22 protein-coding genes and 1 other RNA gene are annotated in these 21,003 nt (G+C 61.3%); 12 read left to right on the top strand and 11 right to left on the bottom strand.

The window, feature by feature from the left end; translation table 11 throughout:
• Nucleotides 1–9: 9 nt before the first annotated feature.
• Nucleotides 10–459 (bottom strand): EVE domain-containing protein, encoded by a 450-nt coding sequence (locus EPZ47_RS28520; protein WP_135847695.1) that lies wholly within the window; start codon nt 457–459, stop codon nt 10–12.
• 195 nt (nt 460–654) lie between these two features.
• On the opposite strand from EPZ47_RS28520, the gene EPZ47_RS30285 reads away from it, so the two are divergent.
• Nucleotides 655–801 carry a hypothetical protein gene (locus EPZ47_RS30285; protein WP_178084287.1) on the top strand — a complete coding sequence of 49 codons (147 nt, stop codon included), beginning with the start codon at nt 655–657 and terminating at the stop codon, nt 799–801.
• A 35-nt stretch (nt 802–836) separates the two neighbouring features.
• Here EPZ47_RS30285 and EPZ47_RS28515 read toward each other — a convergent pair whose 3' ends face one another.
• The 4 genes from EPZ47_RS28515 to EPZ47_RS28500 all read right to left on the bottom strand — a co-directional run bounded on the left by EPZ47_RS28515 (nt 837) and on the right by EPZ47_RS28500 (nt 2,293).
• Nucleotides 837–1,442: a 5-formyltetrahydrofolate cyclo-ligase gene (locus tag EPZ47_RS28515; RefSeq protein WP_135847694.1), complete on the bottom strand. Its 606-nt coding sequence runs from the start codon at nt 1,440–1,442 to the stop codon at nt 837–839.
• A gap of 117 nt (nt 1,443–1,559) precedes the next feature.
• Nucleotides 1,560–1,739: non-coding RNA, 6S RNA (ssrS, locus tag EPZ47_RS28510), on the bottom strand.
• A gap of 30 nt (nt 1,740–1,769) precedes the next feature.
• Nucleotides 1,770–2,087 carry a cell division protein ZapA gene (locus EPZ47_RS28505; protein WP_003177364.1) on the bottom strand — a complete coding sequence of 106 codons (318 nt, stop codon included), beginning with the start codon at nt 2,085–2,087 and terminating at the stop codon, nt 1,770–1,772.
• Nucleotides 2,084–2,293 (bottom strand): TIGR02449 family protein, encoded by a 210-nt coding sequence (locus EPZ47_RS28500; protein WP_003177365.1) that lies wholly within the window; start codon nt 2,291–2,293, stop codon nt 2,084–2,086. The genes EPZ47_RS28505 and EPZ47_RS28500 overlap by 4 nt, the downstream gene beginning before the upstream one ends.
• Before the next feature lie 128 nt (nt 2,294–2,421).
• Here EPZ47_RS28500 and EPZ47_RS28495 point away from each other — a divergent pair, with 128 nt between their 5' ends.
• From EPZ47_RS28495 to gcvH, 8 genes are all read left to right on the top strand, one after another.
• Nucleotides 2,422–2,976: a YecA/YgfB family protein gene (locus tag EPZ47_RS28495; RefSeq protein WP_135847693.1), complete on the top strand. Its 555-nt coding sequence runs from the start codon at nt 2,422–2,424 to the stop codon at nt 2,974–2,976.
• A 26-nt stretch (nt 2,977–3,002) separates the two neighbouring features.
• Nucleotides 3,003–4,337, top strand: coding sequence for a Xaa-Pro aminopeptidase (pepP, locus tag EPZ47_RS28490; protein WP_135847692.1), 1,335 nt, complete (start codon nt 3,003–3,005; stop codon nt 4,335–4,337).
• Nucleotides 4,334–5,521: a 2-octaprenyl-6-methoxyphenyl hydroxylase gene (ubiH, locus tag EPZ47_RS28485; protein ID WP_135847691.1), complete on the top strand. Its 1,188-nt coding sequence runs from the start codon at nt 4,334–4,336 to the stop codon at nt 5,519–5,521. Before pepP ends, ubiH begins: the two co-directional genes overlap by 4 nt.
• A gap of 67 nt (nt 5,522–5,588) precedes the next feature.
• On the top strand, nt 5,589–6,806 hold the full coding sequence (locus EPZ47_RS28480; protein ID WP_178084344.1) for a 2-octaprenyl-3-methyl-6-methoxy-1,4-benzoquinol hydroxylase: 1,218 nt from the start codon (nt 5,589–5,591) through the stop codon (nt 6,804–6,806).
• Nucleotides 6,807–6,961: 155 nt separating this feature from the next.
• Nucleotides 6,962–7,966 (top strand): extracellular solute-binding protein, encoded by a 1,005-nt coding sequence (locus EPZ47_RS28475; RefSeq protein WP_135847689.1) that lies wholly within the window; start codon nt 6,962–6,964, stop codon nt 7,964–7,966.
• Nucleotides 7,967–8,094: 128 nt separating this feature from the next.
• Nucleotides 8,095–9,711: an ABC transporter permease gene (locus tag EPZ47_RS28470; protein WP_135847688.1), complete on the top strand. Its 1,617-nt coding sequence runs from the start codon at nt 8,095–8,097 to the stop codon at nt 9,709–9,711.
• A gap of 155 nt (nt 9,712–9,866) precedes the next feature.
• Nucleotides 9,867–10,949 carry a glycine cleavage system aminomethyltransferase GcvT gene (gcvT, locus tag EPZ47_RS28465; RefSeq protein WP_135847687.1) on the top strand — a complete coding sequence of 361 codons (1,083 nt, stop codon included), beginning with the start codon at nt 9,867–9,869 and terminating at the stop codon, nt 10,947–10,949.
• 52 nt (nt 10,950–11,001) lie between these two features.
• Complete coding sequence (gene gcvH / locus EPZ47_RS28460) at nt 11,002–11,388, top strand: glycine cleavage system protein GcvH (protein ID WP_135847686.1); 387 nt, start codon at nt 11,002–11,004, stop codon at nt 11,386–11,388.
• Nucleotides 11,389–11,506: 118 nt separating this feature from the next.
• On the opposite strand, the gene EPZ47_RS28455 is transcribed toward gcvH, so the two are convergent.
• The 5 genes from EPZ47_RS28455 to EPZ47_RS28435 form a co-directional block, all read right to left on the bottom strand.
• Entirely contained in the window at nt 11,507–11,827 is a 321-nt protein-coding gene (locus EPZ47_RS28455; RefSeq protein ID WP_170846005.1) for a DUF2388 domain-containing protein, read from the bottom strand.
• Between the two features lie 65 nt (nt 11,828–11,892).
• Nucleotides 11,893–12,342, bottom strand: a complete 450-nt coding sequence (locus EPZ47_RS28450; RefSeq protein ID WP_135847685.1) for an NfeD family protein — start codon at nt 12,340–12,342, stop codon at nt 11,893–11,895.
• A gap of 9 nt (nt 12,343–12,351) precedes the next feature.
• Nucleotides 12,352–13,272 carry an SPFH domain-containing protein gene (locus EPZ47_RS28445; RefSeq protein ID WP_135847684.1) on the bottom strand — a complete coding sequence of 307 codons (921 nt, stop codon included), beginning with the start codon at nt 13,270–13,272 and terminating at the stop codon, nt 12,352–12,354.
• Nucleotides 13,273–13,482: 210 nt separating this feature from the next.
• Nucleotides 13,483–15,267 carry a type IV pilus assembly ATPase TfpB gene (tfpB, locus tag EPZ47_RS28440; RefSeq protein WP_135847683.1) on the bottom strand — a complete coding sequence of 595 codons (1,785 nt, stop codon included), beginning with the start codon at nt 15,265–15,267 and terminating at the stop codon, nt 13,483–13,485.
• A 144-nt stretch (nt 15,268–15,411) separates the two neighbouring features.
• Nucleotides 15,412–15,750, bottom strand: a complete 339-nt coding sequence (locus EPZ47_RS28435) for a hypothetical protein (protein WP_135847682.1) — start codon at nt 15,748–15,750, stop codon at nt 15,412–15,414.
• Nucleotides 15,751–15,876: 126 nt separating this feature from the next.
• On the opposite strand from EPZ47_RS28435, the gene EPZ47_RS28430 reads away from it, so the two are divergent.
• Entirely contained in the window at nt 15,877–16,347 is a 471-nt protein-coding gene (locus EPZ47_RS28430; protein WP_003206662.1) for an Lrp/AsnC family transcriptional regulator, read from the top strand.
• A 146-nt stretch (nt 16,348–16,493) separates the two neighbouring features.
• Here EPZ47_RS28430 and EPZ47_RS28425 read toward each other — a convergent pair whose 3' ends face one another.
• Nucleotides 16,494–17,861, bottom strand: a complete 1,368-nt coding sequence (locus EPZ47_RS28425) for a CYTH domain-containing protein (protein WP_135847681.1) — start codon at nt 17,859–17,861, stop codon at nt 16,494–16,496.
• Nucleotides 17,862–18,011: 150 nt separating this feature from the next.
• Between EPZ47_RS28425 and argE the strand changes: the two genes are divergently transcribed.
• Nucleotides 18,012–19,169 (top strand): acetylornithine deacetylase, encoded by a 1,158-nt coding sequence (gene argE, locus EPZ47_RS28420; RefSeq protein WP_135847680.1) that lies wholly within the window; start codon nt 18,012–18,014, stop codon nt 19,167–19,169.
• Between the two features lie 132 nt (nt 19,170–19,301).
• The gene (gene argA, locus EPZ47_RS28415) at nt 19,302–20,600 is read left to right on the top strand and encodes an amino-acid N-acetyltransferase (protein ID WP_135847679.1); all 1,299 of its coding nucleotides are present in this window, start codon (nt 19,302–19,304) and stop codon (nt 20,598–20,600) included.
• Nucleotides 20,601–21,003: the final 403 nt, after the last annotated feature.

The following is a 21,003-nucleotide window of genomic DNA, read 5'->3' as shown; positions in this document are numbered from 1 at the left end:
CATGGGTGATCAGCGCAAGGCAATCACCGCCGCCCACTGTTCGGCGGTTACCGGCATCACCGACAGTCGCGAGCCTTTCTGCACCAGCGGCATTTCCGCCAGGGCGGTCTGCTGCTTGAGATAGTCGAGCTTCAGCACGTGGGGGAAGGTTTCGACATGGGTTACGTCGATCGCGGTCCAGGGGTTTTTATCCGGGCTGGCCTTGGGATCGAAGTAATGACTGTCAGGTTCCAGTGCCGTTGGATCAGGGTAGGCCGCTCGCACGATCTGTCCGATGCCGGCGATACCTGGCTCCGGGCAACTGGAGTGGTAGAAAAAGAATGAGTCGCCCACCGCCATGGTCCGCAGGAAATTGCGCGCCTGGTAGTTGCGCACCCCGTCCCAGCGCGCCTGGCCGAGCTTTTCCAGGCCTCGGATGGACAACTCGTCGGGCTCGGACTTCATCAACCAATAGGCCATGATTTCTACTCCTGGGCGGTGTTGAGAAAAAAAGTTCAGCGATTTTATGACAAACCGACAGTCGGTTGACGCCAGAGTTTGCGTGTCAGAGCAGGTTGCCGCAAAATGCCGGCCTTCCAAGCTTGACGCTGCTGCACGGCCAATAAGAAAACCGCTGCTGTCATCGTGTGTGATGTGCCTTGAGGGGGGCAATCGATGAAACGCAAACCGGATTTGCTGTGGATCCTGGTCATTCTGTTCGGCCTGGGGGTCGTGACCACGGGTTACGCTCAAAGCTTGTGGGCCAACAAGACCGACGCGCCGGTGGACATCATCCAACCCGCGCCATCGATCAAACGCTGAACCTGTCTTCCAGGCGCCGCTGATTCTCGCGGCGTCTATTGCACCAGATACCAATGCCTGTCGCTGACCGTTCCCTGCAGCGGTACGTCCCAGCTTGCCTGCGCCAATCGTTCGACCTTCTGACATTCATGGGCCAGCCCCAGCAGCGTTGGCTTGCGCCATTGCTTGCGTCGCGCCAGATAGGCCAGGCTGCGGTCATAGAAGCCGCCGCCCATGCCCAGTCGGCCCCCCGCATCGTCAAACCCCACCAGCGGCAATAACACCAGATCCAATGTCCAGACCTTGCGCTGCCGGGCGATGTTCTTGCGTGGTTCAGGGATACGAAAACGGTTGGGCTGCATTTTTTCGCCAGGTTGGATGCGTTGAAAAACCATCTTGGTCCGGGGCCATGGACTGAGCACCGGCAGATAAGTGGCCTTGCCCCGGCGCTGGGCGGCGCGCAGTAGCAGGCGCGGGTCGATCTCGCCATCGTTGGGCAGATACAGGGCGATGTGGCGGGCGCGACGAAACAGCGGATGCTGGGCCAATTGCTTGTAGAGCCCGTGGGCGGCTTGCCGTTGCTGGGCGGGTGTCAGGGCGCGACGGGCCTGGCGCAGCAGGCGTCGAAGTTGCGGGCGGGGCAGCAGCGCGGGTTCGGTCATATCGATGCTTCACGGAGTCGGTGACGGAGCACAGCGTAACCGCAAAACAGGGCCCTCAGAAATGCCGACGGCGCAAACAACAATGCCAGTCCACTTGGACTGGCATTGTTTGAAATCAGGCTCCCCGGATGAACCGCTGTCGGCTTAGCCCTTGAACCCGAAAGTTCAAGGTGGAAGTTGCAGGGGGCGTTAAGGCTTTCCGTCAAGCGGACATGCACACCGGCCCCAACGTGCAACCCCCGTGGTTGTGCGTATCGGCTCAGGGACATCACCAACTGGCAAGCACCCCAGGGAGTGAGGCGAGTATACCCCAGGCAGCCTCGCGAATCAGCCCTTGCTGACGTCCGGATCGGTGGCCAGCACCAGATCCACCCGATCGAGCAGGTCCCGTACCTGCTCACGGGTCGAGCCGCTGACCTGCAGGTCAGGCGTATCCTGGCGATGGAGCAGGTCGTGGGTAATGTTCAAGGCTGCCATCACGGCAATGCGGTCGGCGCCGATGACTTTGCCGCTGCTGCGGATCTCGCGCATCTTGCCGTCCAGGTAACGGGCGGCACTCACCAGGTTGCTACGCTCTTCCTGGGGGCAGATGATCGAATATTCTTTGTCGAGGATCTGCACGGTAACGCTATTGCTTGAACTCATGAGTCTTGCTCCAGGGCCTTGAGGCGCGAAATCATCGATTCGACCTTACGCCGGGCGATTTCGTTTTTTTCAATGAGGTGCGCGCGTTCCTCGCGCCAGGTCTTTTCCTGAGCTAATAGGAGTCCGTTTTGGCTCTTAAGTTGCTCGACCCGGTCAATTAGCAATTCGAGTCTGGCCATCAGCGCTTGCAGGTCGGTGTCTTCCATTGTGTCCACTGAAGAATGTGTCTGATGGGGATAGGGGTCGCACAGCCTTTAATGGTCTTGGCGAGTCTGTCGATGTAGGATACAAGGCCTCCATTCTAGACATAGCGCCGTCTGGCGCCTAGCTGCCCATGCCCATTCAGAATTCCCCGTATCAAGCATTCGCCACCCTGCTGAGCACCAGCGGTCATCCTGTCTCGCCTGCCGAACTGCACGGCCTGCTGCTCGGTCGCAGTTGCGCCGGCGCCGGCTTCGATGCCGACGGCTGGTTGGCCGACGCCGCCGAGTTGCTGGAAGGCGAACCACAAGACAACGTTCGTAATGCCTTGATCGGCCTGCAAGAGATGGTCAAGGGCGAGCTTACCAGCGACGACATGACCGTCGTCCTGCTGCTGCCCACCGACGATGCGCCGTTGGCTGACCGCGCCGCTGCGTTGGGCCAATGGTGCCAGGGTTTCCTCGCCGGCTTCGGCTTGACCCGCCGCGAATACGCGTTGAGCGACGAGGCCAAGGAAGTGTTGCAAGACCTGGCGGCGATCTCTCAGGTCCAGGACGCCCTGGAAGAGTCCGATGACGGCGAAAGCGACTACATGGAAGTGATGGAGTACCTGCGGGTCGCACCATTGCTATTGTTCACCGAGACCAAGAAAACCGATGCAGCGGCGGCCAAGCCGTCCTTGCATTAATTTTTTAGAGGGAACACCGTCTGCCCATGATTCATATCCCGAAATCGGAATACAGCCGTCGCCGCAAGGCCCTGATGGCGCAGATGGAGCCCAACAGCATCGCAATCCTGCCCGCCGCCGCCGTTGCGATCCGCAACCGCGACGTCGAGCACATCTACCGCCAGGACAGCGACTTCCAGTACCTCAGCGGCTTTCCCGAACCGCAAGCGGTACTGGTGCTGATGCCTGGCCGCGCCCATGGCGAGTACATCCTCTTTTGTCGTGAGCGCAACGCCGAACGTGAGTTGTGGGATGGCCTGCGCGCCGGCCAGGAAGGGGCGATGCGTGACTACGGCGCCGACGACGCATTTCCCATCACGGACATCGACGACATCCTGCCGGGCCTGATCGAAGGCCGCGACCGGGTGTATTCGGCCATGGGCAGCAATCCGGAATTCGATCGGCACCTGATGGAGTGGATCAACGTGATTCGTTCCAAGGCCCACCTCGGCGCCCAGCCGCCGAACGAATTCGTTGCCCTGGATCACTTGCTGCACGACATGCGCCTGTATAAATCGGCGGCAGAAGTAAAAGTGATGCGCGAAGCGGCGCGGATTTCCGCCCAGGCGCACATCCGGGCGATGCAGGCGGCGCGTGCGGGGTTGCATGAATACAGCCTGGAAGCCGAGCTCGACTATGAGTTCCGCAAGGGCGGGGCGAAGATGCCGGCCTATGGCTCGATCGTCGCGGCGGGGCGTAACAGCTGCATCCTGCATTACCAGCAGAACGACGCGCCGCTCAAGGACGGAGACCTGGTGTTGATCGACGCCGGTTGTGAAATCGATTGCTACGCCAGTGATATCACCCGTACCTGGCCGGTCAACGGCAAGTATTCGCCTGAGCAGAAAGCGATCTACGAAGTGGTGCTGGCGGCCCAGGAGGCCGCGTTTGCCGAGATCGCGCCGGACAAACATTGGAACCAGGCCCATGAAGCGACGGTGCGGGTCATTACCGAGGGCCTGGTGCGACTTGGGCTGTTGGAAGGCGAGGTGGATGAGTTGATCGCCAGCGAAGCCTACCGGGCGTTCTACATGCACCGCGCCGGCCACTGGCTGGGCATGGACGTACACGACGTGGGCGAATACCGGGTCGGTGGCGAGTGGCGGGTACTGGAAGTCGGCATGACGCTGACCGTGGAGCCGGGCATCTACATCAGCCCGAATAACCGCAGCGTCGCGAAAAAATGGCGCGGCATCGGCGTGCGTATCGAGGATGACGTGGTAGTGACCAAGACCGGTTGTGAAATCCTGAGCCAAGGCGTCCCCAAAACGGTCGCTGACATCGAGGCCTTGATGGCCGCCGCACGGACGCAAGCAGCATGAGCCGGGTCAATCTGGCGATCATCGGCGGCGGCCTGGTCGGCGCGAGCCTGGCGCTGGCCCTGCAGGCCGGTGCCAAGGCCCGGGGCTGGAAGATCATGCTGATCGAGCCCTTTGCCCCGGGCAATGCCTGGCAGCCGAGCTACGACGCCCGCTCTTCGGCGTTGTCCTACGGGGCCCGGCAGATTTATCAACGGTTGGGTGTCTGGCAGGAAATTTCCCGTCGCGCCGAGCCGATCAAACAGATTCACGTCTCCGATCGCGGACGGTTCTCCACGGCGCGCTTGTCGGCCATGGAAGAGGGTGTGCCGGCGCTGGGCTATGTGGTGGAAAACGCCTGGCTCGGCCAGTGCCTGTGGCAAGGCCTGGACACCGAAGTGGTCAGTTGGCGCTGCCCGGCGCAGGTCACCCGGATGGAGCCACTGGTTGGTGGTTATCGCCTGACCCTCGACGACGAAATCACCCTGGAATGCGACCTGGCCGTGTTGGCTGACGGTGGCCGTTCAGGCCTGCGGGAGCAATTGGGCGTCGGCGTGCGCAATCGGCCTTATGACCAGAGCGCATTGATCGCCAACATCACACCCAGCGAAGCCCACAACGGCATGGCCTTCGAACGCTTCACCGATGACGGGCCGATGGCTTTGTTACCGTTGCCGGAAAATCGTTGTGCGCTGGTCTGGACCCGACAGGGCATGGACGCGCAACGGCTGGCGGCCCTCGATGAGCGCAGTTTTCTCAGCGAATTGCAGGGCGTGTTCGGTTATCGCCTGGGCACGTTGAAGCAGGTTGGCGCGCGACACCTGTATCCGTTGGCGCTGGTGGAGGCCGAAGAACAGGTACGCCCGCACCTGGCGATCCTGGGCAATGCCGCCCATAGCCTGCATCCGATTGCCGGACAGGGGTTCAACCTGTCCCTGCGCGACGCCCAGGCCCTGGCCGATGCTTTGCTCGACAGCGACAGCGAGCCGGGTGATTTCGCCGTGTTGCAAGCCTATCGCGAGCGCCAGCGAATGGATCAGACCCTGACCGTCGGTTTTTCCGACCAGGTCACGCGTCTGTTCAGCAGTAACCTGCCGCTGGTGTCCCTGGGGCGTAACCTCGGCCTGCTGGGCCTCGACCTGCTGCCGCCGGCCAAGCGCTGGTTCGCCCGCCAGGCCATGGGCCTTGGAACGCGACCCGATGCTTAAGGCAGGGGCCGTTATTTCTTTTCATGGGCGGCCAATGCCGCCCGCAAAACAGGCTTAGAGCATGGAATTGCGTGCAGATCTGTTGATCGTCGGTGCCGGCATGGTCGGCAGCGCCCTGGCGCTGGCGTTGCAGGGCAGTGGCCTGCAAGTGCTGCTGCTCGACGGCAGCCCGATGAGCGTCAAACCTTTCGATCCCCAGGCCGCGTTCGAGCCGCGGGTCAGCGCCTTGTCGACAGCGAGCCAGCGGATCCTCGATCGCCTGGGTGTCTGGGACGGCATTACGGCCCGACGTGCGAGCCCCTATAGCGACATGCACGTCTGGGACGGCAGTGGCACCGGGCACATCCACTTTTCGGCGGCCAGCCTGCACGCCGAGGTGCTCGGGCACATTGTCGAGAACCGCGTCGTGCAAGACGCTTTACTGGACCGTTTGCATGACTGCGACCTGGGCCTGCTGGCCAACGCACGGCTGGAGCAAATGCGCCGTTCCGGCGATGACTGGCTGCTGACCCTGGCTGACGGCCGCACCTTGCGCGCGCCGCTGGTCATCGCCGCCGATGGCGCGAATTCCGCTGTGCGCCGCCTGACGGGCGTGGCGACGCGAGAGTGGGATTATCTGCATCACGCCATTGTCACCAGTGTGCGCAGCGCCAAGCCCCATCGCACGACGGCCTGGCAGCGCTTTACCGACAACGGTCCGCTGGCGTTCCTGCCGCTTGCGCGCGACGGCCAGCACGATTGGTGCTCGATCGTCTGGTCCACTACCCCTGGCGAGGCGCAGCGCCTGATGGCGCTCGATGACACTGAGTTCTGCAGTGAGCTGGAGCGGGCCTTCGAAGGCCAGCTTGGCACGGTCCTGAGCGCCGACCCACGCCTGTGCGTGCCGCTGCGCCAGCGTCATGCCAAGCGCTACGTGGCCGAAGGGCTGGCGTTGATCGGTGATGCCGCCCACACCATTCACCCGCTGGCTGGACAAGGGGTGAACCTGGGGTTCCTCGACGCCGCGGTGCTGGCCGAAGTGCTGTTGCAGGCGGCCGGGCGCGGCGAGCGACTGGCGGACGTGAAGGTGTTGAGCCGCTACGAGCGCCGCCGCATGCCCCATAACCTGGCGTTGATGGCGGCGATGGAAGGTTTCGAGCGGCTGTTCCAGGCCGATCCGTTGCCGTTGCGTTGGTTGCGTAACACTGGGCTGAAATTGGTGGACAGCCTGCCCGAGGCCAAGGCGCTGTTCGTGCGCGAGGCGCTGGGGTTGACGGGGGATTTACCGGATTTGGCCAAGGCCTAGATTTTTGTCGGGGCCAAAGGCCTCATCGCGAGCACAAAAAACACAGCACATCTCCTAGCTGCAACATTTGGAAATGTGTCTGGCAACTGTTCGATTGTGGTGCCAAATGTGAGTCCTTATCATTTGCGCTCGTTCACAATCGAGAGACTGCTCCCATGTTGGCATCCAAGCGTCTGCTGTCCGTCCTCGCCTTGTCCCTGATCGGCGCTACTGCCGCCCAGGCCGCCGACGAGGTGGTGGTCTACTCCTCGCGCATCGATGAACTGATCAAGCCGGTTTTCGATGCCTACACCAAGAAAACCGGTGTATCGGTGAAGTTCATCACCGACAAGGAGGCGCCGCTGATGCAGCGGATCAAGGCCGAAGGCGAGAACGCCACCGCCGACCTGCTGCTTACCGTCGACGCCGGCAACCTCTGGCAAGCCGAGCAGATGGGCATTCTCCAGCCATTCTCCTCCCCGGTGATCGACGCCAACATCCCCTCCCAATATCGCGCTGCTTCCCACGCCTGGACCGGTTTGAGCCTGCGGGCGCGGACCATTGTCTATTCCCCCGACCGGGTCAAACCGGGTGAGCTGACCACCTACGAGGCACTGGCCGGCAAGGAATGGGAAGGTCGCCTGTGCCTGCGCACCTCGAAGAAGGTCTACAACCAGTCCTTGACCGCGACCCTGATCGAAACCCACGGTGCGGAAAAAACCGAGGAAATCATCAAGGGCTGGGTCAAGAACCTCTCCACCGATGTGTTCTCCGACGACACTGCGCTGCTCGAGGCGATCAATGCCGGGCAGTGCGATGTCGGCATCGTCAACACCTACTACTACGGCCGCCTGCACCAGCAGAAGCCGGACCTGAAGGTCAAATTGTTCTGGCCGAACCAGGCTGACCGTGGTGTGCACATCAACCTCTCGGGCATCGGCCTGACCAAGTACGCACCGCATCCGGAAGCCGCGAAGAAATTGGTGGAGTGGATGACCACGCCTGAAGCCCAGAACATCTTCGCCGACGTGAACCAGGAGTTCCCGGCCAACCCGAAGGTGGAGCCATCCAAGGAAGTGGCGGCCTGGGGCAAGTTCAAGGCTGATACCTTGCCGGTGGAAGTGGCGGGTAAACGCCAGGCTGAAGCTATTCGCTTGATGGATCGCGCTGGCTGGAATTAAAAAGCCTCAAAGATCGCAGCCTGCGTCAGCTCCTGCATGGGATCGTGTTCCAATGTAGGAGCTGGCGCAGGCTGCGATCTTTTTTTTGCGGTTTAATACGCGTTTGATGACTGCCTCGAGGCTTTCCCTTGACCCACACCGTCCAACGCCGCTGGTACCCCCTGGTCTTCGCCATCGCCGCGTTGGTCCTGCTGCCCTTGAGTGTCCTGTTGCTGTCCTGGCAGAGCATCGACCAGCAGATCTGGTCCCACCTGTGGGATACGCAAATGCCCCGCTTGTTGGGCAATACCCTGACGCTGATTCTTGGCGTGGGCGTTGGTGTGACGTTGCTGGGCGTCAGTCTTGCCTGGCTCACCAGTCTGTGTGAGTTCCCCGGTCGACGTTGGCTCGACTGGGCATTGATGCTGCCGTTTGCGATTCCCGCGTACGTGCTGGCGTTTGTCTTCGTCGGCCTGCTGGATTTCGCCGGCCCGGTGCAAACGCTGCTGCGTGAAGGGTTCGGCAGCGGCCTGCGCCTGCCCCGGGTCCGCTCCACCGGCGGAGTGATCCTGGTGCTGGTGCTGGTCTTTTACCCTTATGTCTATCTGCTGGCGCGCAGTGCATTCCTGGCCCAGGGCAAGGGGTTGATGGAAGCGGCCCGGGTGCTCGGGCAGACACCATGGCAGGCGTTCTGGCGAGTAGCGCTGCCGATGGCCCGGCCGGCCATCGGTGCGGGGGTGGCGTTGGCGCTGATGGAGACCCTGGCGGATTTCGGCGCAGTGTCGGTGTTCAACTTCGACACCTTCACCACCGCCATCTACAAGACCTGGTACGGCTTCTTCAGCCTCTCCAGTGCAGCCCAATTGGCCAGCCTGCTGTTGCTGGCGGTGATGCTGGTGCTCTATGGCGAACGCCGGGCCCGCGGCGCCCACCGAGCCAGCAACGAACGACCCCGGATCAAGGCGCTTTATCACTTGCGAGGCGTCAAGGCCGTGGCGGCCAGTGGCTGGTGCTTTTTGGTGTTTGCCTGCGCCTTTGTCATCCCGATGCTGCAGTTGCTGGTGTGGTTCTGGCAGCGCGGTCGCTTCGATCTGGACGAGCGTTATGGCGGGCTGATCGTCCATACCCTCTACCTGGGTGGTCTGGCGGCGCTGCTCACCGTTTGCGTGGCCTTGCTGCTGGCTTTTGCCCGGCGTTTGGCGCCAACCCGTCCCATTCGCACCGGCGTCGCCCTGGCGAACCTGGGTTATGCCTTGCCCGGTTCGGTGCTGGCGGTGTCGATCATGCTTGCGTTCAGCTATCTGGACCGCGAGCTGGTCATCCCGCTGTCAACCTTGCTCGGTGGCGCGGGCAAACCCTTGTTGCTGGGCAGCCTGTCGGCGCTGTTACTGGCGTATCTGGTGCGTTTCCTGGCGGTGGCCTACGGTCCGTTGGAAAGCAGCCTGGCACGCATCCGCCCGTCGCTGCCCGAAGCGGCACGTAGTCTTGGGGTCAGTGGGCCACGACTGTTTTTCAAAGTGTATCTGCCGTTGCTGTTGCCCGGCACCTTGAGCGCGGCGTTGCTGGTGTTCGTCGACGTACTCAAGGAAATGCCCGCAACCCTGCTGATGCGCCCGTTCGGCTGGGATACGCTGGCGGTGCGGATCTTCGAAATGACCAGCGAAGGGGAGTGGGCCCGGGCCGCCTTGCCGGCGCTGACTCTGGTGTTGGTGGGACTCTTGCCGGTCATCGGATTGATACGACGTTCCGCCCATCAAAACAGTTAGGTGTCAGTCCTACATCATGCGGCTACAATGCGCGGCATTCGGTGCGGTCCGTCTGTCGGACCGGGTAACTGAGAGCGGCTGAAAGCGCCTTTTTCCAGGTGTTCGCGCTGTGCAGTGCCCGTCCGCACCTTCGCCAAGCCCGGAAGGAGAAACCCATGGGACAGCGTACGCCTCTGTATGACCTTCATCTCGCCCTAGGCGCGAAGATGGTCGATTTTGGCGGTTGGGATATGCCTTTGCATTACGGCTCGCAAGTTGAAGAGCACCATCAGGTGCGTCGCGACTGCGGTGTGTTCGATGTATCCCACATGACCGTGATCGACGTGGCCGGACCCCAGGCCAAAGTCTGGTTGCAGCGCTTGCTGGCCAATGATGTCGATCGCTTGCAGGACACAGGACGTGCCTTGTACAGCACCATGCTCAATGAGCGCGGCGGCATCGTCGACGACATGATCATCTACCGGGTCGAGGACGGTTATCGGCTGGTATTCAACGCCTCGACCCGTGATCAGGACCTGGCCTGGATGCAGGCGCAACTCGGCGAGTACGACGTGCAACTGCATGAGCGCGCCGAATTGGCGATGCTGGCGATCCAGGGCCCCCAGGCCCGGCACAAAATCGCTGAGCTGGTCACGCAATCGCGCGGTCAGTTGATCCAGCAACTCAAGCCCTTCGAAGGTCGTGCCGACGGTGACTGGTTCATCGCCCGTACCGGCTACACCGGTGAGGACGGGTTGGAAATTGTCCTGCCCGCCCACGAAGCCCCGAGTTTTTTCAACGATCTGGTAGGCGCTGGCATCTCTCCCATCGGTCTCGGCGCTCGCGATACCCTGCGCCTGGAGGCCGGCATGAACCTCTACGGCCAGGACATCCACCAGGACGTTTCCCCATTGGCCTCGAACATGGCCTGGAGCATTGCCTGGGAACCGGCGAGCCGCCAGTTTATCGGGCGCAGTGCACTGGAAGCCGAACTTGCCGGCGGTGTGCAGCACAAATTGGTTGGGTTGGTGCTGGAGGAGCGCGGCGTTTTACGCGCCCATCAGGTGGTTCGCATCGCCAATGTTGGCGAAGGAGAGATCACCAGTGGTAGTTTTTCTCCTACGCTTAGCAAGTCGATCGCCCTGGCACGTGTTCCGATGGCCACCGCCGACCGTGCCGAGGTAGAAATTCGTGGTAAATGGTATCCGGTACGGGTGGTCAAGCCGACCTTCGTCCGCCATGGTAAAACCCTGATCTAACCTTTTACGGCGGGCCGCTGGCCGCTGACACTTTCTCTTGAGGACACAGAATATGAGCGATATCCCTGCCGAACTGCGTTTTGCCGAAAGCCATGAGTGGGCTCGCCTGGAAGCTGACGGTACCGTCACTGTGGGCATCAGCGACCACGCGCAGGAAGCCTTGGGTGATGTGGTTTTTGTCGAACTGACAGAGGTCGGCAATGTTTTTGCTGCGGGGGACCAGGCCGGTGTGGTGGAGTCGGTAAAAGCGGCTTCCGACATCTACGCGCCGATTGCTGGTGAAGTGATCGCGGTCAACGAAGAGCTGGGTGGCTCGCCGGAGCTGCTGAACTCTGATCCGTATGGTGCCTGGATTTTCAAGCTCAAGCCTTCCGATGCCAACGCTGACTTGGCCAAGCTGCTTGATGCGGCGGGCTACAAGGCCGCTATCGGCGAGTAACCCGGATTTCATGTGGGAGCGAGCAAGCCCGCTCCCACAGGGGACGGAGTACAGCGTTGGAATATTTACAGATAAAAAAATGCCGCTCAATCGAGCGGCATTTTTCATGGGCTTGGAATCAGTCCTGGGCGACGGCGTTTTTCGCCAGGATCGCGTTGGCCAGTTCCATGTCGGTGGCTTGCAGGCCTGGGTTGTCGGCACGCACTTTCTGCATCGCCGCTTCCAGGTAAGGGCCGCGGATACCGCCATCACTGGCGACGAAACTGCCGGCGTCGTCCTGGGCGGCGACGATCAGCTTGTGATCCTTGAAGGTCAGGTAGGTGGAACCGGTGGTCGCACCGGATGAGATGACGTTACGCCAAAACGTGTCGGCCATTGCCGAGCCAACAGGAAGAGACAGCAAGGCTAGGGTAGCGACAGCAAGTTTGAGACGCATGATAGGTGACTCCACTGGGTTAACTATGACTTTGGATTACCTGCGCCTCGATTCAGTTCCATGACTTGTCAGTCAGCCCGTTCAACCTTAAGCACCACACCTTCCTGCGCCACCACCCTGACTCGGGTGCCAACGGACGACTCGGGACCTTTGGCCAGCCACACACTGTCGGCCACCTTGATCTTGCCGCGGCCATCGACAATCGCTTCATGAACCTGGAACACCTTGCCGATCAGCTCCTGCCCGCGCAGATTCAGGTGCGGCTGATCGCTTTCACGAATGGCGCTGCGCTGGCGTCGCCACCAGTACAGCGCTGTCGCGATGGCGAACAGGCCGAACAACAGGAACTGCATCTCCCACGGCATTTGCGGCAGGATGAAGGTCAACACGCCGACGGCTGCGGCGGCCATGCCGATCCACAGCAGGTACCCGCCGGCACCGAAGACTTCCAGGATCAGCAGGATGACGCCCAACGCCAGCCAGTCCCAGTACGACATTTGTTGCAGGAATACCCACATACGTGCGCCTCAGGCTTTCTTGCCGTCGAAAGTGGCCTTGACGATCTCACCGATGCCGCCGACTGCGCCGATGACCTGGCTGGCTTCCAGCGGCATCAGGATCACCTTGCTGTTATTGGCCGAGGCCAGGCGACCCAGGGCGTCGATGTATTTTTGCGCAACGAAGTAGTTCACGGCCTGGACGTTACCGTCGGCAATGGCTTGGGACACCACTTTGGTGGCCAGGGCTTCGGCTTCTGCCTGGCGCTCGCGGGCCTCGGACTCAAGGAATGCGGCTTGGCGGCTGCCCTCGGCTTCAAGGATTTGCGCCTGTTTCTTGCCTTCGGCGGTGAGAATAGCCGACGCTCGCAGGCCCTCGGCTTCCAGGATCTGGGCGCGCTTGATGCGTTCGGCTTTCATCTGTCCCGACATGGCGGCCATCAGGTCGGCCGGTGGGCTGATGTCCTTGATCTCGATCCGGGTGATCTTGATACCCCACGGCGCCGTGGCTTCGTCGACGGTGCGCAGCAATTTTTCATTGATGCCGTCGCGTTGGCTCAGCATCGCGTCCAGCTCCATGGACCCCAGTACGGTACGGATATTGGTTTGCAGCAGGTTGCGGATGGCGTGTTCGAGGTTGTTGACCTCGTAGGCAGCCTGGGCCGTATTGACCACCTGGAAGAAGCATACGGCGTCGATCTGCACCGTGGCGTTGTCGGCGGTGATGACTTCCTGGGGCGGGATGTCCAGCACGCTCTCCATGACATTGATCTTGCGACCAATGCGATCCATCACCGGGATGATGATGTTCAAGCCGGGCTTGAGGGTGTTGGTGTAGCGGCCGAACCGCTCGACGGTCCATTGATAGCCCTGGGGCACGACCTTGAAACCCATGAACAGAATGGCGACCACGAGGCCGACAAAAAGTAAAAGTACGCTACCGATCTGCATGACTGTTCCCTGTTCGAATGAAATGACTGGCGAGCCCTGAGTGTAGGGCAAGCGGCCATTATCTTCCCTATGAGGGAGCAAACCTATGTGGGAGCAAAGCTTGCTCGCGATGCGGGCGCCTTGCTTCCCCGGCAGACTGCGTCGTCTTCATCGCGGGCAAGCCTTGCTCCCACAGCTAGGGTAAGCCCTCTAGGCACAGAAACTGTGGCGCTACTTTTGTTCGCTCTGTGGAGTCACTCGCAGCACTTCCTCAACAGTGGTCAACCCGGCCGCCACCTTTTGTGCCCCCGACAGTCGCAGGCTGCGCATCCCCTCCTTGAACGCCTGGCGGCGCACCGCCAACAGGTCGGTATCGGGGTGGATCAATGCCTTGACGCTGTCGGTCAGTTGCATGATTTCGTAAACCCCGGCGCGGCCGCGATAACCGGTGTCGCGGCACTCCAGGCAACCAACGGCCTGTTGGGCGTTGCTTGGCAGTGGAGCCTGCCAGGGCCGCGTCAGGGTTTGCCAATCGTCGTCGTCCAGGGTCAGGGGCGCCTTGCAATGAGGACACAGGGTGCGCACCAGGCGCTGGGCCATGACCCCAAGCACCGTGGCCTTGATCAGGTAATGGGGCACGCCGAGCTCCAGCAGGCGGCTGATGGCGCTCGGTGCATCGTTGGTGTGCAGCGTCGACAGTACAAGGTGCCCGGTGAGTGCCGCCTGGATCGCCATTTCGGCGGTTTCCAGGTCGCGGATCTCACCGATCATGATGATGTCCGGGTCTTGTCGCATCAGCGCGCGTACGCCAGCGGCGAAGGTCAGGTCGATATTGTGCTGGACCTGCATCTGGTTGAAGGACGCCTCGACCATTTCAATCGGGTCTTCGATGGTGCAGAGGTTCACCTCTGGCGTCGCCAGTTTCTTGAGGGTGGTGTAGAGGGTGGTGGTCTTGCCGGAACCGGTAGGCCCGGTCACCAGGATGATGCCGTTGGGCTGACGAGTCATGTCCTGCCAGCGGCGCAGGTCATCGGCCGAGAAACCGAGCTGGTCGAAGTCCTTGAGCAGCACTTCCGGATCGAAGATCCGCATCACCATTTTTTCGCCGAACGCTGTCGGCAAGGTCGACAAGCGCAATTCCACTTCGCCGCCGTCCGGGGTCTTGGTCTTGACCCGACCGTCCTGGGGTTTGCGTTTTTCCGCGACGTTCATCCGTCCGAGGTTCTTGAGGCGACTGATGATTGCCATCGTCACCTGCGGCGGGAACTGATAAACGGTGTGCAACACCCCGTCGATGCGAAAGCGTACGGTGCCCTGTTCACGTCGGGGCTCGATGTGGATATCACTGGCCCGCTGTTGGAAGGCATATTGGAACAACCAATCGACGATATTGACGATATGCGCATCGTTGGCGTCCGGCTCCTGGTCGCTGGCGCCCAGGTTGAGCAACTGTTCGAAATTGCTCAGGTTGCTCGGTTGCTGGTCGACCGTGGTGGCGCCGCTGACCGATTTGGCCAGGCGATAGAACTCCACGCTCAGGCGCTGGATATCCACCGGGTTGGCAACCACCCGTTGGACGGGGAGCTTGAGCACGTGGGTCAGGTCCGCTTCCCAGCTACTGACATAAGGCTGGGCGCTGGCCACGATGACAGCATCGCGATCGACCGCCACCGCGAGAATCTTGTGGCGCTGGGCAAAGGCATAGGACATCAGTGGGGTCACGGCTGCCACGTTGATTTTCAGCGGGTCAATGCGCATGTAGGGCTGACCCGCCTGCTGGGACAACCAAAGGGTCAGGCTCTCCAGGTCCAGGCGTTTGCCAGGGCGACTGAGATCGTCCAGATGCTGGTTGGCGATGAACTCCAGTGGATGCAGCTGGGGACTGGTGCTGTGGCGTCGGCGGGCGTTGAGCGCGGTTTCGGCTGAATCCTGGCTGATGAAGCCCTGGGCGACCAGTTGGCGCAGCAGATCGTTGAGGTCCAGCCAGCGGTCCTGAGTGGCGTGTTTGGTGGACATGTGGGTTCCTATTGGACAATTGCAGCAAAGCCGCGATACAGACGCTTCGGCGTCCTCGCTCGGTCTGCAAAAGAATAGTCCCGACCCTATGGATCGTTGGGCCACTACCCGACCAATGCGTTTCGAATCCTTGCCAGATTGCCCTCAGCCCGCCGCCTGGACCGCCTCAACCCGCGCAATATCAGCGTCTTGCAGGTCCACCGAACACACGCTGATCAAGTTACGCAATTTTTCCGCGATGACCTGGGCACGATGCCAGCTCAGCCCGTCCAGGACGACCTCCAACGACAGTAAATCGTCGTGGCGCTCGACGTGTACCTGCTGCGGGGTCAGGCCCTGCAGGGCAAACAGGTTCAATGCCCGGCACAGCAGATCCGGTTCGACTTCGGCCAGTAAATGGTAGTGCGCGCGGCAATGGGCATTTGCGCTGTGCCAGACGTCGGTGCGGGTCGGGGCAGTGGCGACGGCTTCAATTGGGGGCATGTTCAGTCTCCTTGGGGGCGGGAGAAATATTTACATGCGCTGCCGGGTATTTCTTATCTAAGATGAGTACTTTCGAGATCAATGCGAATTGCATGATTCTATAACTGGCTTATTTTGGGTTTATTAATGCATAGCGAGCTGGACAGCTACGACCGCAGGATACTGGCACTGCTGCAAGAGGATGCTTCGCTGTCCAGTGCGCAGATCGCCGAGCAGGTGGGGTTGTCCCAATCGCCATGCTGGCGACGGATTCAGCGGATGAAGGAGGAGGGGATCATTCGCGGCCAGGTGACATTACTGGATCGCAAGAAAATCGGCCTCAATACGCAGATCTTCGCCGAAATCAAACTCAACGCCCACGGTCGGTCGAATTTCACCGAATTCACCGAGGCGATTCGCGGCTTTCCCGAAGTGCTGGAGTGTTACGTGCTGATGGGGTCGGTGGATTTTTTGCTGCGTATCGTCACGGCAGACATTGAGGCTTATGAGCGATTTTTTTTCGAGAAGCTGTCGATGGTGCCGGGGATCCAGGAAGTGAACTCGATCGTGGCGCTTTCGGAGATCAAGTCGACGACGAGTTTGCCGGTGGTGCGCTGAGTTCTGCGGTGTCTGTGCCGGCCTCATCGCGAGCAAGCTCGCTCCCACATGGGGGCTCTGTCGTACACACATGTTGTGTCCACTGAAGATCCAATGTGGGAGCTTGCTCGCGATAGCGATATTACAGGCGCAGCAGATGTTGGAAGTTACAGACGCAATAAAGTCTTCCAAGCCCGATTCTGATACACCGCAATCGCCTGTTGCTTGCGCGCATCCAGCGCTTCGTCGGTGATCGGTGCGTTGGCCAGTTGCGCCAGTTTGTTCAGCTCGCCGTAGAGGCGATCCATTTCCGGGATCTCCAGCACATGGCGGGCGTGGTGCAGCCAGGCCTGGATGCGTTCGATGCGCGGCAGTTGCTCGGCCAGGTCTTCCGGCTGTTGCTGATAGCGTTGCAGCTGCAGGGAGGTGGATTCTTCGCCCAACAGACGCGGCAGCCAGCTGCCCAGTTGCGCCGCGCCCTGGCGGTTGCCACGGGTGTTGCGCTCGGTGGCCCAACTGCGAGCCAGCAGCCAGCGAGAGGTGTTGAGGGAGAACAGGCCCCAGCGTGGGTCTAGCAACTCCTCAAGGAACTGCTCCGGCGCGGCCTTGCGCACGTCTTCATCGTCCAGGCCGGCCTGGACCAGCGGGCGCCAGTCTTCCAGCAGGGCATCGAGGGCCACGCGCAAATCATGCGTCGATTGGCGCGGTGCGGCCTGGCCGAGGCTGCTGAGCAGAGCGCGCAGTTCGGCGAGGTTTTCCACCCAGTCCTGCAACAGGCGCCAGTGGCCGTTGAAACGATATTGCTCGGCCAGACGCTGGCTGCTGCCGAGCAAATGCCAGCTCAGCGCGGCGAAGGCGTCGTCCAGCGGCATTTCGGCGGTCAGTTGCGGGGCCGGTAGGCTCAGGGCGTAGCTGCTCGCATCATGCAGGCGATAGCCACGCTCGGCCTTGCTGATGTCGCAGGGCATCAAGGGCAGGGTCGCGGCCAGTTCGGCGGCCAGTTCCAGCAGGGCGGCGGGTTCGCCTTCGCGCAGCTCCAGCTCCAGCTCGCAGATCTCTTCCTTCTGCTTGCCGACCACCACGTGGCCCAGGTCCAGCGCGGCTTCGATGACCACTTTGCTCTTGCCACGACCCCAGGCGATTTCCGCGCGTTCGCGAACGAAATCGGTGGTGAAAATCGCCTTGAGGGTTTTCTTGTCCAGCTCGGCCAATGCCTCGGGCCAGCATTCGCCGTCGAGTTTTTTCAGGTCAAGCTTGGCCTTGGGCAGGTGCCAATCGTATTCGTTGCGCTCGGACAGGCCGGCGATGCTCTGGCCACGGGTCTTGAGGGTCTGGATCACTTCTTCGCCGTCGCGACGCAGGCGCAGGGCAACCTTGGCCTGGGCCAGGTCTCGCTCTGGGGTGTCGAAGTACTGGTTCATCAGCTCATGGCGTTCCCAGCCACTTTTGTTGCGTTTTTTCAGCAGCGGGTGCTCGCGCAAGGCTGCCAGGGTCTCGCGGCTGACGCGGAGTTTGATTTCGGTTTCTTTCTGCATGGCCGGAAAATCCAGGGATCGGGTGCGCAGCCGGAGGAAGGTGTGGCTGCCAAGGCCGTGCAGTGTACAGGACTCATCCGTCCTACGCGCCGCGACACGTGCGCCGGATGGTTCTATGATGGACGTCAATTTGTAAGTCCGGAGTCAGCGATGCCTTTGCCGTCCATGAAAGATCAGTTCGCTGCCCTGATCGCCGCGCCTTCAGTCAGCTGTACCCAGCCCGGGCTGGACCAGTCCAACAGTGCCGTGATCGAGTTGCTGGCGGGCTGGCTCAGTGACCTGGGGTTTTCCTGTGATATCCAGCAGGTCAGCCCCGGAAAGTTCAACCTGCTGGCCAGTTTCGGCAGTGGTCCCGGTGGCCTGGTGTTGGCCGGCCACAGCGACACGGTGCCGTTCGATGGCGCGTTGTGGCAGACCGATCCGCTGAGGCTCACCGAGGTCGATGGTCGCTGGGTCGGCCTGGGCAGCTGCGATATGAAGGGTTTTTTCGCCCTGGCCATCGAAGCGGTCAAGCCCTTGCTGGACCAACCGTTCAAGCAGCCGCTGCTGATCCTCGCCACTTGCGACGAAGAAAGCTCCATGGCCGGCGCCCGGGCCCTGGCCGATGCCGGGCGTCCGTTGGGGCGCGCGGCGGTAATCGGTGAGCCAACCGGCCTCAAGCCAATCCGCTTGCACAAAGGCGTGATGATGGAGCGCATCGACATTCTCGGGCGCAGCGGTCATTCCTCCGACCCGAGCCTGGGCCACAGCGCCCTGGAAGCCATGCACGACGCCATGGGCGAACTGCGCGGCTTGCGCCTGCAATGGCAGCGTGAATTCCGTAACCCGCAATTCACGGTGCCGCAGCCGACCCTGAACTTCGGCTGCATCCATGGTGGTGACAACCCCAACCGGATTTGCGGCCAGTGCTCCATGGAATTCGACCTGCGGCCCTTGCCCGGCATGGACCCGCAGGTGTTGCGGGCGGCGATCCAGCAGAAGCTCGACCCCATCGCCGAACGCCATAAAGTCAAGATCGACTACGCACCGCTGTTCCCCGAAGTGCCACCATTCGAGCAGGCCGAAGACTGCGAGCTGGTACGGGTGGCCGAGCGACTCACCGGCCATCGTGCCGAAGCAGTGGCGTTCGGCACCGAAGCGCCTTATCTTCAGCGCCTTGGCTGCGAAACCCTGGTGCTTGGTCCTGGCGATATCGCCTGTGCCCACCAGCCGGGTGAGTACCTTGAAATGTCACGTTTGCAACCTACCGTACAACTGTTGCGTCAGTTGATCGGACATTACTGCCTGACGCCGGTCACCGCCGGCTAAATTGCCCGTATCCGGGCCCGTATTCATGAGGAGAACGCGCGTGTCGCCAAGCCTGTTCCGACGATAACCACCAGCCCGCTGTGCGTTCCGTTTCGTCTTTTTTCGGCTGTTATTTATTACAGGCCCAGGTTCATGCCCGAATACGTCAATTGGCTTCGTCACGCTTCGCCTTACATTAACGCCCACCGCGATTGCACTTTTATCGTCATGCTGCCCGGCGATGGGGTGGAACACCCTAATTTCGGCAACATCGTCCATGACCTGGTGCTGCTGCACAGCCTCGGCGTGCGCCTGGTGCTGGTCCATGGTTCGCGCCCGCAGATCGAAACCCGCCTCGCTGCGCGGGGCCTGACACCCCATTACCACCATGGCATGCGCATCACCGATGCGGCCACACTGGAGTGCGTGATCGATGCGGTCGGCCAGTTGCGCATCGCCATCGAGGCACGCCTGTCCATGGACATGGCGTCCTCGCCCATGCAGGGCTCACGGCTGCGAGTCGCCAGCGGCAACCTGGTCACCGCGCGCCCCATCGGCGTGCTGGAAGGCGTGGACTATCACCACACCGGCGAAGTGCGCCGAGTCGATCGCAAGGGCATCAATCGCCTGTTGGACGAGCGCTCCATCGTGCTGCTGTCGCCGTTGGGTTATTCGCCCACCGGAGAGATTTTCAACCTCGCCTGTGAAGACGTCGCCACTCGGGCGGCCATTGACCTGGCGGCCGACAAATTGTTGCTGTTCGGTAGCGAACAGGGGTTGATCGGTGAGGATGGCCGGCTGGTGCGCGAGTTGCGTCCGCAACAGGTCCCGGCTCATATCCAACGCCTGGGCAGCGACTATCAGGCCGAACTGCTGGATGCGGCGGCCCAGGCCTGCCGTGGTGGCGTGGCGCGCAGCCATATCGTCAGTTACGTCGAGAACGGGGCGCTGCTGGCTGAACTGTTCACCCGTGATGGCAGCGGTACGCTGGTGGCCCAGGAGCAATTCGAAGTGGTACGCGAAGCGGCCATCGAAGACGTTGGCGGCTTGCTGGACCTGATCAGCCCATTGGAAGAGCAGGGCATCCTGGTGCGGCGCTCCCGCGAAGTGCTGGAGCGCGAGATCGAACAGTTCAGCGTGGTCGAGCGCGAAGGCATGATCATTGCCTGCGCGGCGCTGTACCAGATCGCCGATTCGGATGCCGGGGAACTGGCCTGCCTGGCGGTGAACCCGGAATACCGTCACGGTGGCCGGGGCGATGAACTGCTGGAACGGATCGAGACCCGCGCCCGCGCCAAAGGACTCAAGACTCTGTTCGTGCTCACCACCCGCACCGCCCACTGGTTCCGCGAGCGAGGTTTCGAGCCTAGCAGTGTCGAGCGCCTGCCAGCGGCGCGGGCATCGCTGTACAACTATCAGCGCAACTCGAAAATTTTCGAGAAATCCCTATAAGCCTGATGCTTCATCCTGCTTAGGACTTGTCGCAAGGCTGCGAGCTTTTTGATTCCAGACAAGGATCGCTTGGAGGAAGACCTTCAAGATCGCAGCCTTCGGCAGTCGGCCTCAAGCGCCCGGCATCCTGGGCCCAGGCACGTCTGCGACAAAAAATCATTCAGTAATCAGTCACCTGGCCGATATGCCGGGTTACGGTTTGACGATGTTTTGATGTCGGCTATATTTCCAAATCAGCTGAAAACTTAAGAAACAATTCTTTTTGGAATTATAGAGAATCCATTATTCTGCCGCCCGATGTAGCTGGGTTAGACCTTGGTCGTAGTCACAAATGGTTACGATTGACTTGTCAGTCACGGTCTGGCGCTAATCGCGCATCCGCGGATTCCGGGCGTTCGATCCG

This window comes from Pseudomonas viciae, from assembly GCF_004786035.1.
GTDB classification, from domain to species: Bacteria; Pseudomonadota; Gammaproteobacteria; order Pseudomonadales; family Pseudomonadaceae; genus Aquipseudomonas; species Aquipseudomonas viciae.
Note: the sequence above shows the minus strand (reverse complement) of the source record. Positions and strands in the feature narration are given on the sequence as shown.